Source organism: Promicromonospora sp. NPDC090134 (assembly GCF_044746965.1).
Lineage (GTDB): Bacteria > Actinomycetota > Actinomycetes > Actinomycetales > Cellulomonadaceae > Promicromonospora.
In genome coordinates this window covers 231328-246160 of sequence record NZ_JBIVCZ010000004.1, presented here as the reverse complement: position 1 = coordinate 246160, position 14833 = coordinate 231328, and the positions used below count along the sequence as shown (strand labels likewise).

14 protein-coding genes are annotated in these 14833 nt (G+C 69.2%); 10 read left to right on the top strand and 4 right to left on the bottom strand.

Features of this window, described 5'->3' with window-relative positions:
* Positions 1–14: 14 nt before the first annotated feature.
* Entirely contained in the window at positions 15–323 is a 309-nt protein-coding gene (locus tag ACIPN7_RS13425; RefSeq protein WP_400542572.1) for a sulfurtransferase TusA family protein, read from the bottom strand.
* A 48-nt stretch (positions 324–371) separates the two neighbouring features.
* The gene (locus tag ACIPN7_RS13420) at positions 372–1535 is read right to left on the bottom strand and encodes a cysteine desulfurase family protein (RefSeq protein WP_400542569.1); all 1164 of its coding nucleotides are present in this window, start codon (positions 1533–1535) and stop codon (positions 372–374) included.
* A gap of 354 nt (positions 1536–1889) precedes the next feature.
* Here ACIPN7_RS13420 and coxB point away from each other — a divergent pair, with 354 nt between their 5' ends.
* The 4 genes from coxB (at position 1890) to ACIPN7_RS13400 (ending at position 6082) form a co-directional block, all read left to right on the top strand.
* Positions 1890–2813 carry a cytochrome c oxidase subunit II gene (gene coxB, locus ACIPN7_RS13415; protein ID WP_400542566.1) on the top strand — a complete coding sequence of 308 codons (924 nt, stop codon included), beginning with the start codon at positions 1890–1892 and terminating at the stop codon, positions 2811–2813.
* Positions 2813–4627, top strand: a complete 1815-nt coding sequence (gene ctaD, locus ACIPN7_RS13410; protein WP_400542559.1) for a cytochrome c oxidase subunit I — start codon at positions 2813–2815, stop codon at positions 4625–4627. The genes coxB and ctaD overlap by 1 nt, the downstream gene beginning before the upstream one ends.
* Entirely contained in the window at positions 4624–5025 is a 402-nt protein-coding gene (locus ACIPN7_RS13405; protein ID WP_285104334.1) for a cytochrome c oxidase subunit 4, read from the top strand. The genes ctaD and ACIPN7_RS13405 overlap by 4 nt, the downstream gene beginning before the upstream one ends.
* A 205-nt stretch (positions 5026–5230) precedes the next feature.
* Complete coding sequence (locus ACIPN7_RS13400; RefSeq protein WP_400542557.1) at positions 5231–6082, top strand: hypothetical protein; 852 nt, start codon at positions 5231–5233, stop codon at positions 6080–6082.
* A 17-nt stretch (positions 6083–6099) separates the two neighbouring features.
* Here the strand turns inward: ACIPN7_RS13400 and trpD are convergent, their stop codons facing one another.
* Together trpD and ACIPN7_RS13390 are read right to left on the bottom strand one after the other, a co-directional pair.
* Positions 6100–7149, bottom strand: coding sequence for an anthranilate phosphoribosyltransferase (gene trpD, locus ACIPN7_RS13395; RefSeq protein WP_400542555.1), 1050 nt, complete (start codon positions 7147–7149; stop codon positions 6100–6102).
* Positions 7146–7607: a hypothetical protein gene (locus ACIPN7_RS13390; RefSeq protein ID WP_397397213.1), complete on the bottom strand. Its 462-nt coding sequence runs from the start codon at positions 7605–7607 to the stop codon at positions 7146–7148. Before ACIPN7_RS13390 ends, trpD begins: the two co-directional genes overlap by 4 nt.
* A gap of 178 nt (positions 7608–7785) precedes the next feature.
* On the opposite strand from ACIPN7_RS13390, the gene ACIPN7_RS13385 reads away from it, so the two are divergent.
* The 6 genes from ACIPN7_RS13385 to ACIPN7_RS13360 all read left to right on the top strand — a co-directional run bounded on the left by ACIPN7_RS13385 (position 7786) and on the right by ACIPN7_RS13360 (position 14824).
* On the top strand, positions 7786–8439 hold the full coding sequence (locus tag ACIPN7_RS13385) for a heme-copper oxidase subunit III (protein WP_108495698.1): 654 nt from the start codon (positions 7786–7788) through the stop codon (positions 8437–8439).
* A gap of 105 nt (positions 8440–8544) precedes the next feature.
* Positions 8545–9324 carry a c-type cytochrome gene (locus tag ACIPN7_RS13380; protein ID WP_400542551.1) on the top strand — a complete coding sequence of 260 codons (780 nt, stop codon included), beginning with the start codon at positions 8545–8547 and terminating at the stop codon, positions 9322–9324.
* The gene (locus ACIPN7_RS13375) at positions 9321–10391 is read left to right on the top strand and encodes a Rieske 2Fe-2S domain-containing protein (protein WP_400542549.1); all 1071 of its coding nucleotides are present in this window, start codon (positions 9321–9323) and stop codon (positions 10389–10391) included. The genes ACIPN7_RS13380 and ACIPN7_RS13375 overlap by 4 nt, the downstream gene beginning before the upstream one ends.
* Positions 10388–12100: a cytochrome bc complex cytochrome b subunit gene (locus ACIPN7_RS13370; RefSeq protein WP_400542546.1), complete on the top strand. Its 1713-nt coding sequence runs from the start codon at positions 10388–10390 to the stop codon at positions 12098–12100. Before ACIPN7_RS13375 ends, ACIPN7_RS13370 begins: the two co-directional genes overlap by 4 nt.
* Before the next feature lie 165 nt (positions 12101–12265).
* Positions 12266–12895: a superoxide dismutase gene (locus ACIPN7_RS13365; protein ID WP_377229354.1), complete on the top strand. Its 630-nt coding sequence runs from the start codon at positions 12266–12268 to the stop codon at positions 12893–12895.
* Positions 12896–13069: 174 nt separating this feature from the next.
* Positions 13070–14824, top strand: coding sequence for a cytochrome bc complex cytochrome b subunit (locus ACIPN7_RS13360; protein ID WP_400542543.1), 1755 nt, complete (start codon positions 13070–13072; stop codon positions 14822–14824).
* Positions 14825–14833: the final 9 nt, after the last annotated feature.

Here is a 14833-nt window from a genome sequence, read left to right as displayed (position 1 = left end):
CCCGGAAGGGCGGGTCAGGCGAGCCGGACCGTGACGGCCCAGCCGTCCCAGTCCTCGTCGCCGGCAGCGCCCGCGGTGCCCGCCTCGCCGCCGCCGACGGCGCCGCGGTCGACGTCGCCCCGTGAACCCGCCCTGTGCTCCGTGGTCCCCACGTGCTCGTGGCCGCGCATCCGGCACCACGCGGGCACGTCGTGCCTCGCCGCGGGGTCGGTCGACAGGACGGTCAGCTCCGTGCCCGCGGGCAGGTCCTTTGCGGCCGCGGCGAGCCGGATCACGGGCAGCGGGCAGCGCAGCCCGCGGGCGTCCACCAACGTGTCAGACACACAGGTCACTCTAGTGACCTGTACGCCTGACACCGTGCGGGTGGGGTGTCAGAGGCCGCCGACGCCCAGCATCTCCCGGACCTTCGACACCGCGCCCGGGAGCACCGCGCAGAAGCGGTCGACCTCGTCGGCCGTGGTGGACCGGTCCAGGGCGATCCGCACGTTGCCGTGCGTGAGCACGCCCATCGCCGCCAGCACGTGCGACGGCTCCAGCGTGCTCGCGGTGCACGCTGAGCCCGAGCCGACGGCGAACCCGAGCCGGTCCAGCTCCGTCACGAGCGCCTCGCCGTCCACGTAGAGGAACGAGAACGTGGCCACATGGGGGAGCCGGTCGTCCGGGTCGCCCACCACCTCGACGTCGGGGATCTGTGCCACGGCGGCGCGCACGCGCTCCACGAGCGCCCGGCGCCGCGTCTCCTGCGCCATGCGGTCGGACTCGACCGCCTGCAGTGCCACCGCGGCGGCGAACGCGAGCGGCACGCTCACGCCGCCCGGGGCCCACGGGTCCTCGTCCTCGGGCCCGACGGGCGTGGTGCGCACCCGCTGCCGGACGGCGAGGACGCCGACGCCGGCGGGTCCGCCCCAGTCGGCGGGGTCGGCGGCGAGGAGGTCCCAGGTGCCGGGCACCGCCACGTGGCCGACGCTCGCCCCGGCGTCGACCAGCAGCGGGACGCCGGCTGCGCGGGCGGCGTCGTGCACCGCCTCGACCGGCTGGACCGTGCCCACCTCGCCGTTCGCGTGCTGGAGCGCGGCCAGCGCGACGCCGGGCGCCCGGACCGCCGCGACCATGGCGTCCACGTCGACCCGCCCGAGCCGGTCGACGGGCACGGGACCGGTCGGTGCGCCGGCACCCCCCGCGGCGAGCGTCGCCGCGTGCAGCACGGCAGCACGCTCGACGGCGCTGACGACGACCGCGGAACCGGCGCGCCGTCGGGCGGCGGCCGCCGACGCCACCGCCGCGTGGAGGGACGCCGTGTGGCTCGGCGTGAACCGGACCTCCTGGGTCCGCGCGCCGAGCACGGCGGCGATCGCCTCGCGGGCGCCGTCGAGCAGCCGGGCCGCGCGGCGGCCCTCGGCGTGCAGCCGGCGCGGGTCGGCCCAGCCGTCGGCGAGGGCCTGCTCGAACGCCTGCCGGGCGAGCGGGTGCCACGGGGCACGTCCGCCGTTGTCGAGGTGGACCCGCTCGGGGATACCTGGGGTGGCGTGGCTCACACGTCCTCCTGCTGCTGGGTCCTGGCTCGTCCGGCGGCTCACCAGGGGCCCGGTCGGGGCCTGATCTCGGGTTCTGACGGCGGCCCGCGGCGTGCCGCCGCCGTCGTCCACCTGATCCTCGCACCCCCGCCCACCGGTCCGTCGCGGCGATCGTTCTGACACGACCCGGGTGGGTGTCCTGAACAGCGTCGATGTGTGCCCGGCGTGCGGAGTGCGTCACGTTCCCGTGGGGGCCTTCCGGGCATCATCAGGCCCCGGAGCGCGCTAGGCTGCATCCCATCGAGGACGAAGGTTCTGCGTGGAGCTCGGGAGGAAACCGGTGCGACGCGCCGGACGAGACGTGAAAGGCCTCCCTTGCACTCGAAGCCACCTACCCGCACCCGGCGGGCCATCCTGCGTGCGTCGGCTCTTGCCGCCGCAGTCGCAGTGCTGGCCTCCGGCTGCGCAAGTGAATCCGTCCAGCGCGGATACCTGCCCGGCTACAGCGACGGGGAGGTGACTAACCAGACCGAGCGCATCACCGACCTGTGGGTGGGCTCGTGGATCGCTGCGCTCGCCGTCGGCATCGTGACCTGGGGCCTGATGCTGTGGTGCATCGCGGCCTACCGGAAGCGCAAGGACGACCACCAGCTCCCGGTGCAGACGCGCTACCACCTGCCGCTCGAGCTCATGTACACGGCCGTGCCGATCATCATGGTGCTCGTGCTGTTCTGGTACACCGACCGCGACGTGACGGCCATCAAGACCGTCGACGGCACCGCGACCGAGCACATCCAGGTCATCGGCAAGCAGTGGAGCTGGGACTTCAACTACCTCGACGCCGATGTCTACGACTACGGCGAGCACGAGGCGGACCCCGGCAGCGTCACGGCGGAGGACGAGCTCGACGGCGCCGTCGGCACCTCGACGTCCTTCCCGACGCTCTACCTGCCGGTGAACGAGACGGTCGAGTTCACGCTCGACTCGCGCGACGTCATCCACTCGTTCTGGATCCCCGCGTTCCTGTACAAGCAGGACATGATCCCGAACCGGACCAACACGTTCCAGGTCACGCCGACCCGTGAGGGCACGTACGCCGGCAAGTGCGCCGAGCTCTGCGGCGAGTTCCACTCTGGCATGCTCTTCAACGTGAAGGTCGTGTCCGCCGAGGAGTACGACGCCCACATGGCGGAGCTCGAGGCGAAGGGTCAGACCGGCGCGCTCGGCATGGACCTCGCCCGCACCGCCGGCCCGGTCGACAACCCGGCGGAAACTGAGGAAGAGGAGGCTGGGCACTGATGGCCGCAGCGACCACGACCGAGCTGATCCCGGGCCTGGCGCCCGGGAGGCAGACGCTCGGCCGGACCGTCATCAAGTGGATCACGTCCACTGACCACAAGACGATCGGGTACCTCTACCTGATCACGTCGTTCCTGTTCTTCTGCATCGGCGGCCTGATGGCGCTGGCGATCCGTGCAGAGCTGTTCGAGCCGGGCATCCAGATCGTGCAGAGCAAGGAGCAGTACAACCAGCTCTTCACGATGCACGGCACGATCATGCTGCTGCTGTTCGCGACCCCGCTCTTCGCGGGCTTCGCGAACGTGATCATGCCGCTCCAGATCGGCGCGCCCGACGTCGCGTTCCCCCGGCTGAACATGTTCGCCTACTGGCTGTACCTGTTCGGCGGCCTCATCACGGTGGCCGGGTTCCTGACCCCGCAGGGCGCCGCGTCGTTCGGCTGGTTCGCCTACGCGCCGCTGTCGACGACCACCTACAGTCCAGGGTTGGGGGGAGACCTCTGGGTCTTCGGCCTGGCGCTGGCCGGTTTCGGCACGATCCTCGGTGCGGTCAACTTCATCACCACGATCATCACGATGCGTGCGCCGGGCATGACCATGTTCCGCATGCCGATCTTCACCTGGAACACGCTGGTCACCAGCCTCCTGGTGCTGATGGCGTTCCCGCCCCTGGCCGCGGCCCTGTTCGCGCTGGGTGCCGACCGCCGTCTCGACGCGCAGATCTTCAACCCGGAGAACGGTGGCGCGATCCTCTGGCAGCACCTGTTCTGGTTCTTCGGGCACCCCGAGGTGTACATCATCGCGCTGCCGTTCTTCGGCATCGTGTCCGAGATCTTCCCGGTGTTCAGCCGCAAGCCGATCTTCGGCTACACGGGCCTGGTCTACGCGACCATCGCCATCGCCGCGCTGTCGGTGACGGTGTGGGCGCACCACATGTACGTGACCGGCGCCGTCATGCTGCCGTTCTTCGCGTTCATGACGATGCTCATCGCGGTACCGACCGGCGTGAAGTTCTTCAACTGGATCGGCACGCTCTGGCGAGGAAAACTCACGTTCGAGACACCGATGCTCTGGTCCATCGGCTTCCTCGTGACGTTCCTCTTCGGTGGCCTGACCGGCATCATCCTGTCGAGCCCGGCCCTGGACTTCCAGCTCTCCGACTCGTACTTCGTGGTGGCGCACTTCCACTACGTCGTGTTCGGCACCGTGGTGTTCGCGATGTTCGCGGGCTTCTACTTCTGGTGGCCGAAGATGACCGGTCGCATGCTGTCGGAGCGCCTGGGCAAGTGGCACTTCTGGCTGCTGTTCATCGGCTTCCACACCACGTTCCTCATCCAGCACTGGCTGGGTGTGGAGGGCATGCCGCGCCGCTACGCGGACTACATGCCGCAGGAGGGCTTCACCTGGGAGAACCAGGTGTCCACGATCGGCGCGTTCATCCTCGCCGCGTCCACCCTGCCGTTCCTCTGGAACGTCTACATCACCTGGCGCAAGGCGCCCATGGTCACGGTCGACGACCCGTGGGGCTACGGCCGGTCCCTGGAGTGGGCCACGTCGTGCCCGCCGCCGCGGCACAACTTCGCCTCGCTGCCGCGCATCCGCTCGGAGTCGCCGGCGTTCGACCTGCACCACCCCGAGGTCGTCGCGATGGAGCACCCGGAGTACAACCGCGGTGTGCTCGACAACATCTACGGCGAGGCGGACCGGCGCGGTCAGGACAAGCAGGCCCAGCAGCGCGCCGCGCACGGTGGCGGCGAGTCGGGTCAGAGCAGCACGACCATCGTTGACCAGCCGGACGAGGGGACCAGCAAGTGAAGATCGAGAGCCGGCTGTTCCTCTGGGGCACGCCCTTCTTCGTCCTGGCCGGGGTCGTCTACGGTTTCATGACGGACTGGCAGGAGCCGGTCGGCTACCTGGGTATGCCGCTGGTCGGCGCCCTGGTGGCGATGATCGGCGCGTACCTGACGCTGACGGCGCGGCGCATCGACGCCCGGCCCGAGGACGACCCGAACGGCAACATCGAGGACGCCGCGGGCGACCAGGGTGTGTACGCGCCCTGGAGCTGGTGGCCGCTCGCGATCGCCGGTTCCGCCGCGATCTGCTTCCTCGGCCTGGCCGTGGGCTGGTGGGTGCTCTACATCGGCTTCTGCGTGGCGATCATCGCCCTCGTGGGCTGGGTCTTCGAGTACTCGCGGGGCATCCACTCGCACTGAGAACTTCCGCTTCAGCGACCGACCCGGCGTCGGAACGTGCCCTCACCTGAGGGCGCGTTCGGATGCCGGGTTTGTTCGTTTCACCCGCTAATTCACCCGTAGATGACGGGGTGCGGGGTGTCGACCGTGGTGAGATCGAACGTTCGCTGGCCGGTTCCCCGACGCAACCTGTGCGTCGCCCGGAGAGCGGGCAGGAAGGTCAACAGTGCGTTACTCCAAGACGGTGGTGCTGGCGACGGCGAGCGTGCTCGCCGTGGGTCTCGGCGGCTGCGCGGCGAGCTCGAACGGCTCCGCTGACGAGGCAGCTCCCACCGAGTCGGCGCAGGCCCAGGTCGAGCTGACCCAGGCCTCGTTCGTCGAGGAGCTCTCCGCGGCGCAGACCGAGGCGGGCACCGTCCACATGTCCATGGGCTACTCGGGTGCGGGAGCGGAGGAGGCCGGACTGGCGGGCGCTCCCATCGAGGCCGACATCGACCTGGCCGACCCGGCGAACCCGGCGATGGCGATGACGATGGACATCGAGGGCGAGACCGCCGACATGGTCCTCTTCGACGGCGACTTCTACATGAACATGGGCGAGACGACGTCCGGCAAGTTCATCAGCCTGACCGAGGCCGGCGAGTCCGACAACCCGATGGGCATGCTCTTCAAGGGCATGGGGGACGCCATGCGGAGCAGCCTGGAGGACATGGATCCGGCCGCGCAGCTCCAGGGCATGGAGGGGGCCATCACGTCGTTCGAGAAGACCGGCACCGAGACGGTCGACGGTGTCGAGACGGATGTGTACACGCTGCTCGTCGACCCGACCAAGATGACCGGCCCCCAGGTGGAGGACATGCCCGAGGACATGCTGGCGCAGATGGGCGAGATGGAGATCGTCTACAACGTGGACGAGGACAACCTGGCGCGTGCTCTGGCCATGACGATGTCGATCGAGGGCAAGCCCCTGGTGGCCAGCGGTACCTTCTCCGGCTGGGGCGAGCCCGTCGACGTGGCCGCGCCGACCGGCGACCAGCTCGTCAGCATGGACGAGCTGACCGAGGGCATGCTCGGCTGATCCCTTGCGCTGTTGCGCTACCTCGCGGCCTGGGCCCAGCGCTCCAGGGTGGCCTGCGCCGCCCCGGAGTCCACGGCCTGGGCCGCGAGGTCGATCCCGGCGGTGAGGCGTTCCACGAGCGTGCCGGAGCCCGTGCCGGGCAGGGTGCCGTCGGCGACGAGGCCCGAGGCCGCGTTGAGCAGCACGGTCTCGCGGACCGGGCCGGCTTCGCCCGCCAGGACCGCCCGGGCGACGCCCGCGTTGTAGGCCGCGTCCTGACCGCGCAGGTCCTCGACCTTGATGCGCGTCAGGCCGAGGTCGTCGGCGGGGTCGATACGGTGCTCGGTGACCGTGCCGCCCGACACCTCCCACACGGTGGCGCCGGCGGTCGCGGCGAGCTCGTCCAGGCCCTCGTCGCCGCGGAAGACGAGCGCGGACTTGCCCCGCTCGGCGAAGACGCCCGCCATCAGCGGCGCCATCCGCGCGTCGGCGCAGCCCACGGCGGCAGCGCGCGGCTGGGCCGGGTTGGTGAGCGGGCCCAGGAAGTTGAAGACCGTGGGCACGCCCAGCTCCTTGCGGGTCACGCCCGCGTGGCGCATGGACGGGTGGAACGCCGCGGCGAAGCAGAAGGTGATGCCCGCCTCGCGCGCGATCTGCGCGACCCGCTCCGGCGTGTGGTCCAGACGGATGCCCAGCTCCTCCAGCACGTCCGCGCTGCCCGACGACGACGACGACGCCCGGTTGCCGTGCTTCACGACCTGCAGGCCGGCGCCCGCGATGACCACGGAGGCCATCGTGGAGATGTTCACGGTGTGCGCACGGTCGCCGCCGGTACCGACGATGTCCACCGACGGCCCGGGCACGTCGATGCGCACCGCGTGCTCGACCATGGAGTCGGTCAGGCCCGCGAGCTCCTCGACGGTCTCGCCCTTGGCCCGCAGCGCCACGAGGAAGCCGGCGAGCTGGACGGGGGAGACCTCACCGGTCATCACCCGGTCCATGGCCCAGCGGGCCTCCTGCTGGCTCAGGTCCGCGCCGGTCATGAGCCCGGCGAGCAGGCCGGACCACGTGGGTGCCTCGAGGTTCACGCGGTACCCGCCGTCGAGGGGGCGAGCAGGCGCGCGACGGCCTCCTGGACCTTGATGGCGTCGAGCGGGCGCGCCACCACGCCGTCGGCCAGCGACCAGGTCGCGAGCCAGGCGTCCGCCGGACGGCCCGTGAGGACCAGCACCGGGGGGCATTCGTAGATCTCGTTCTTGAGCTGGCGGCACAGGCCCATGCCGCCGGCCTGGTCGGCCTCTCCGTCGAGGACGAGCAGGTCCCACGTCTCGTTGTCGGCCTTGTCCACCACGGCGGCCGCGGTGGCGGCCTCGGCCCATACGATGTCGGGCTCGCCCGCGTGCAGGCGCGGGCCCACGGCGAGGCGTACCTGCTCGCGCACCGTGCGGTCGTCGCTGTACAGGAGGACTCGCGGGCTCGACGTCGCGCTGGGGGAGGGCGTACCGCTCGTGCCTGCGCTGGTCACATCCGTCGTCATGCCGGTCATGCGTCGATCGTGGCACAGACCCCGCCCCGGCGGCAGATTTGTCCGCACCCTTTTCATGGCACTCTGTTGAATCGCGTCAGCAAGAGACAGCCCAGGTAGGGCGTTGAGTGGAGTTTGTGAGATTCGACGCGAGCGTCCGTGACGGTTCGGCGTTCGGGACACCCGAACGTCGGCCATAATGGCTGTCGTGTCGACCGCAACGGCTGCAGCCACCCCCACGCACCAGCACGTGACAGTCAATCGTCCGAACCCGGTCTCGGTCGGGACGATCGTCTGGCTCGCGAGCGAGCTCATGTTCTTCGCAGCGCTCTTCGCGATGTACTTCACCGTTCGGCAGACCATGCCGGCCGAGGAGTGGGCGCTGCAGGCGGACAAGCTGAACATCACCTTCTCCACGATCAACACGATCGTCCTGGTGCTGTCCTCGTTCACCTGCCAGTGGGCGGTCTTCAAGGCTGAGCAGTTCAAGCCGTCGCGCTCCGGGAAGCTCTTCCAGTTCTGGACCTGGGGCATGCACGAGTGGCTGACCATGACCTACCTCATGGGCGCGTTCTTCATCGGCGGCCAGATCTTCGAGTACACCGAGCTGGTGCACGAGGGCCTGACCATCTCGTCCAGCGCGTACGGGTCGGTCTTCTACATGACCACCGGCTTCCACGGCCTGCACGTGACCGGCGGTCTGATCGCCTTCCTCTTCGTGCTCGGCCGCTCCTTCGCCGCCAAGCGCTTCGGTCACCACGAGGCCACCACCACGATTGTCACGTCCTACTACTGGCACTTCGTCGACGTGGTGTGGATCGCGCTCTTCGCGGTGATCTACCTGCTGCGCTGACCGGTCGCGCGGTCGCCCCCGGGCAGCCGCGCCTCACGGCCACGTGCGGTGGCATAGGTTCATAACAGAGAAGCTCAACACTCACAGCGAGACGAGGAAATTTTCGTGAAGGCACTCGCCGCCCGCAGGCATCACCGGCTGGCGCCGGTCGTCCTCCTGCTGCTGGCGCTGCTGACCACGGGCGGCGTCTACGCCGCCCTGGCTCCGAGCACGGCTAAGGCCGAGACCGTCAGCACCGCGGACATCGAGACCGGTAAGAAGCTGTTCCAGGCCAACTGCGCGACGTGCCACGGCGCGAACGCCGAGGGCACCGACGGCGTGCCGTCCCTGGTGGGCGTCGGCGCTGCCGCCGTCGACTTCCAGGTGTCGACCGGCCGCATGCCGATGCAGATGAACGGCCCGCAGGCCGAGGCCAAGCCGCCGCAGTTCGACGCGGAGCAGACCGCGGCGCTGGCCGCGTACGTCGCCTCGCTGGGCGCCGGCCCCGCCATCCCGACCGACGAGCAGGTCGACCCCGCGCAGGGTGACCCCTCGAACGGCATGGCCCTCTTCCGCACCAACTGCGCCATGTGCCACAACGCCGTGGGCGCCGGCGGCGCACTCTCGGAGGGCAAGTTCGCCCCCGCACTCTGGGAGACGTCGGAGCGGAACATCTACCAGGCGATGCTCACCGGCCCGCAGTCGATGCCGGTGTTCAACGACGCGAACATCACGCCGGACGAGAAGCGCGACATCGTGTCGTTCCTCGTCGAGCAGCGCGAGGGTTCGGCCGGCGGTAACGCGCTCGGCGCCCTCGGACCGGTGTCCGAAGGCCTCTGGGCCTTCGTGATCGGCCTCGGCCTGCTCATCGGCGCCGCAGTGTGGATCGGAGCGAAGTCCTCGTGAGCGAGAACCAGAACAACCCCGCCGACACCTCGCACGAGGTGACGGTCACCCCCGAGGCGGGTACCGCCGTCGGGCACCCGGAGCGGTTCCCGGACCCGGGCGTCCCGGAGCACAAGCACCGCCTGACGGACACCGACCCGCGCGCCGCCAAGCGCGCCGAGCGGACCGTCACCATCCTGTTCGTCCTGTCGATCCTGGGCACGGTCGGCTCGATCGTCGCCTACGTGATGGTCCCGCCGGACGGCACGACCTCGGGCGTCCGCCTGTCGACCCTGCTGCTCGGTCTCGGCCTCGCGGTGTCGCTGCTCGGCATCGGCATCGCCGGCATCCACTGGGCCAAGGCGCTCATGGGCGACAAGGAGATGGTCCAGGAGCGGCACTCGCTCGCGACGAACGACGAGGACCGCGCCATCGCGGTCCAGGACCTGAACGAGGGGCTCGCCGACTCGGGCGTCGTCGGACGCCGCGGCGTGCTCAAGGGCGCCTTCTTCGGTGCCCTGGCGCTGTTCCCGCTGGCCATCGCGGTGCCGCTGATCGGCTCCGTGGGCGGCGACTGGAACGTCTCCAAGTTCAAGCACACCATGTGGCGCACCGGTACCCGCCTCGCGATCGACCCGTCGGGCCGGCCCATCAAGGCCTCCGACGTAACCGTCGGCTCCGTCTTCCACGTGGTCCCCGAGACCACGGAGGAGTTCCGCGAGACGCACGAGTGGATCAACGAGAAGTCCAAGGCCGTCGTGCTCATGGTCCGCCTCAACCCCGAGGACCTCAAGGCCGACCAGTCGCCCCCCGGCGAGACCTGGTCGCACGAGGGCATCGTCGCCTACTCGAAGATCTGCACGCACGTGGGCTGCCCGGTGGCCCTGTACGAGCAGCAGACCCACCACCTCCTGTGCCCCTGCCACCAGTCGACGTTCGACATCGCGGACAGCGCGAACGTCGTCTTCGGCCCGGCCAACCGCCGGCTGCCGCAGCTGCCGATCACGGTCGACGACGAGGGCTACCTCATCGCGCAGGACGACTTCGCCGAGCCCATCGGCCCGAGCTTCTGGGAGCGCCTGAAGTGAGCACCGCGACCCACGACACCAAGCCCGAGGCACCGGCCAAGCCGACGACGACCGTCGGCAAGGCCGCGGACTACCTTGACCAGCGCACCTCCATCGGCGTCGCCGTCAAGGAGTTCGCGCGCAAGGTCTTCCCGGACCACTGGTCCTTCATGCTGGGCGAGATCGCCCTGTTCTCGTTCGTGGTGCTGATCATCTCGGGCTTCTTCCTGACGATGTTCTTCGAGCCGTCGATGGCGCTCACCACCTACGAGGGTGAGCACCCCGCGAACATGCACGGTCAGCTCATGTCCGTGGCGTTCGCCTCGACCCTCGACATGTCGTTCGAGGTGCGCGGCGGGCTGCTCATGCGGCAGATCCACCACTGGTCGGCCCTGATCTTCATGGCCTCGATCGTGGTGCACATGATGCGCGTGTTCTTCACCGGCGCGTTCCGCAAGCCGCGCGAGATCAACTGGATCGTCGGCATCCTGCTCATGATCCTGGGCCTGGCGGCGGGGTTCACCGGCTACTCGCTGCCCGACGACGTGCTGTCCGGCAACGGCCTGCGCATCACCGACGGCGTGGTCAAGTCGATCCCGCTGATCGGCTCGTTCATGTCGTACATGATCTTCGGCGGCGAGTTCCCCGGCCACCACATCGTGCCGCGCCTGTTCACGCTGCACATCTTCGTGGTGCCGGGCATCTTGCTGGCGCTCATTGCGCTGCACCTCTTCCTGATGGTGCTGCAGAAGCACACCCAGTACCCGGGCGGCGGCCGCACCGACAAGAACGTCGTCGGCTACCCGGCCCTTCCGGTGTACGTCGCCAAGATGACCGGCAACTTCTTCATGGTCTTCGGCGTGCTGGCGCTCATGGGTGCCACGATGTCGATCAACAACGTGTGGAACTACGGGCCGTTCGACCCGTCGCCGGTCTCCGCCGGCGCCCAGCCGGACTGGTACATGCTGTTCCTGGAGGGATCGCTGCGCCTGATGCCGGGCCAGGGCACGGAATGGGTGATCTTCGGCTACACGTTGCCGCTGAACGTCCTGGTCCCGGCCGTCGTGATCCCCGGCATCCTGTTCACGTTCCTGATCGTCTACCCGTTCCTCGAGGCCCGGGTCACGGGCGACGACCGCGAGCACCACGTGCTGGACCGCCCGCGCAACAAGCCGGCGCGTACCGGCCTGGGCGTCGCGTTCCTGACGGCGTTCATCATCCTGGCCCTCGCCGGGTCGAACGACCTCATCGCGACGCACTTCGCGCTGTCGATCAACGCGATCACCTGGGTGTTCCGCATCCTGTTCTTCGTCGGGCCGGTGTTCGCGTACTTCATCACGAAGCGCATCTGCCTCGGCCTGCAGCGCAAGGACCGCGAGCTGGTGCTGCACGGCCACGAGTCGGGCCGCATCGTGCGCTTCGCCAACGGCGAGTACATCGAGGTGCACACCCCGCTCGACGAGCAGGAGCGCTGGCTGCGCGTCAACTACGAGGCGCCCGCCCCGCTGGCGATCGCCCCGAAGACGGACGCCCGCGGTGTGAAGCGCAAGGGCTACGGCGCCGACAAGCGCTGGCAGGGGCTGTCCCGGTTCTTCTACGAGGACCGCGTCTCGCCCGTGACCCCGGCCGAGGTGGCCGCCGCGCACTCGCACGGCGAGCACGACGAGCTGCCCGGCTCCGAGCGCCAGGCCGTCGAGGCGGGCGCGGGAACCACCTCGCGGGAGCACTGAGCGACCTGCGACACCAAGCGATGGCCTGTGTCTCCTGGTCCGCGTCTGCGGCCAGGGACACGGGCCATTGCCGTCCCGGCGGGCACCACCTCGGCGCACGACCAGGACGGCGTCCCACCCTGCGCACCGTCCGGTGTGCGGACCGATCCTGGAGGTACCTCAGCAATGGCTGTTTACACGCTCCCTGACCTGACCTACGACTACGCCGCGCTCGAGCCGCACATCTCGGGCAAGATCATGGAGCTGCACCACTCCAAGCACCACGCGACGTACGTCAAGGGTGCCAACACTGCCCTGGAGCAGCTCGAGGAGGCCCGCGAGACGGGCAACCTGGCAAACGTCAACAAGATCGAGAAGGACCTCGCGTTCAACCTCGGTGGTCACATCAACCACTCGATCTTCTGGACGAACATGGCACCGGAGGCCGGCGGCGAGCCGACCGGCGACATCGCCACGGCGATCGACGAGCACTTCGGCTCGTTCGAGAAGTTCAAGGCGCACTTCACCGCCGTCGCCGCCGGTGTCCAGGGTTCCGGCTGGGCCGTCCTGGCCTGGGACTCCGTGGGCCAGAAGCTGGTCGTGGTGCAGCTGTTCGACCAGCAGGGCAACATCCCCTTCGCGCTCACCCCGGTCCTCATGCTGGACTGCTGGGAGCACGCGTACTACATCGACTACCTGAACGTCCGCCCGGACTACATCAAGGCCTGGTGGAACCTGGTGTCGTGGAGCAACGTCTCCGAGCGCCTCGCGCGGGCGAAGACGCAGACCGCGGGTCTCGTCGTCGCCTCGGCCTGACCGCCTGACCACAGATCCGGCGCATCCCCGGGAGGTTCCTCCCGTGGGTGCGCCGGATCTGTCATGTCACGTTCCGGCGCCCCGATTCGTCGGCGAGGGTGGAAGCAAAGCTCGGCACGGTGTCTACTGGATGTCAACGGTAGAGCCCGCGCCGCCGAACCCAGGGGTGATGACGTGGCAACGAAGCAGCGTCCGAATGCCGTCGGCAAGGCAGCCGACTACCTGGACCAGCGCACCACCATCGGGGTGCTGGTCAAGGAGCTGGCGCGCAAGGTGTTCCCCGACCACTGGTCCTTCATGCTGGGCGAGATCGCCCTGTTCTCGTTCATCGTGCTGATCGCGTCCGGGTTCTTCCTGACGATGTTCTTCGAGCCGTCCATGGCGCTGGTGCGGTTCGAGGGCGAGTATCCGCCGTCGATGCAGGGCCAGCTCATGTCGGCGGCGTTCAACTCCACCGTGGACATGTCGTTCGAGGTGCGCGGCGGTCTGCTCATGCGGCAGATCCACCACTGGTCCGCCCTGGTCTTCATCGGCTCGATCGTGCTGCACATGTTCCGGATCTTCTTCACCGGCGCGTTCCGCAAGCCGCGCGAGATCAACTGGATCGTCGGCCTGACGATGCTGATCCTGGCACTGGCGGCGGGGTTCACCGGCTACTCGCTACCTGACGACGTGCTGTCCGGCAACGGCCTGCGCATCATCGACGGCGTGGTGAAGGCCATCCCGCTGATCGGCTCGTACCTGTCGTTCCTGGTCTTCGGCAGCGAGTTCCCGGGTGACCAGGTCATCCCACGGCTGTTCACCCTGCACATCTTCGTGATCCCCGGGCTGCTGATCGCCCTGATCGCGCTGCACCTGTTCCTCATGGTGCTGCAGAAGCACACCCAGTACCCGGGCGGCGGGCGTACCGACCGGAACGTGGTGGGCTACCCGGCCCTTCCCGTGTACGTGGCCAAGATGACGGGCAACTTCTTCATCATCTCGGGCGTGCTGACCCTCATGGGCGGCACCATGGCGATCAACAACATCTGGAACTACGGCCCGTACGATCCGGCGCCGGTGTCGGCCGGCACGCAGCCCGACTGGTACATCCTGTTCGTCGACGGCGCGCTACGACTCATGCCGGGCCCGGGCTGGGAGTGGGTCATCGGTGGGTACTCGCTGCCCATGAACATCCTGATCCCGGCCGTGGTGGTGCCGGGCATCCTGTTCACGCTGCTGTTCGCCTGGCCGTTCCTCGAGGCGCGGGTCACCGGGGACCATCGTGAGCACCACGTGCTGGACCGGCCGCGCAACCGACCGGTGCGCACGGCCACCGGCGTCGCGCTGTTCGTCGCGTTCCTGGTGTGCGCCCTGGCAGCGACCAACGACATCATCGCCACGCACTTCTCGCTGAGCATCTTCGCGATCACCTGGGCGCTGCGCGTGCTCCTGTTCGTGGGGCCCGTGTTCGCCTTCTTCGTGACCAAACGGGTGTGCCTCGCGCTGCAGCGCAAGGACCGCGAGCTGGTGCTGCACGGCCACGAGTCGGGCCGCATCGTGCGCTTCGCCAACGGCGAGTACGTGGAGGTGCACACCCCGCTGGACCCGCAGGAGGTGTGGCTGCGCACCCAGCACACCTCGCCGGGGCCGCTGGAGATCAAGCCCGCGACGGACGCCCGCGGCGTGAAGCGCAAGGGCTACCGGTCCGACCGGCGGTGGCACCGGGTGTCGCAGTTCTTCTACGAGGACCGCGTGGAGCCCGCCACGCCCGCCGAGCTCGCGGCTGCCCACTCGCACGGCGAGCACGACGAGATCGAGGCGAAGACGCCCGCAGCCGTCGGGCCCGGGACCAGCGGGCAGGGCACGTCCGGCCCGCGCGCCGCCGGCTCTGCCGGCCCACGGAATGCCGGGGAGGACGCAGCAGGGCCGGGCGAGGAACCGCGGTAGCGGAGCCGA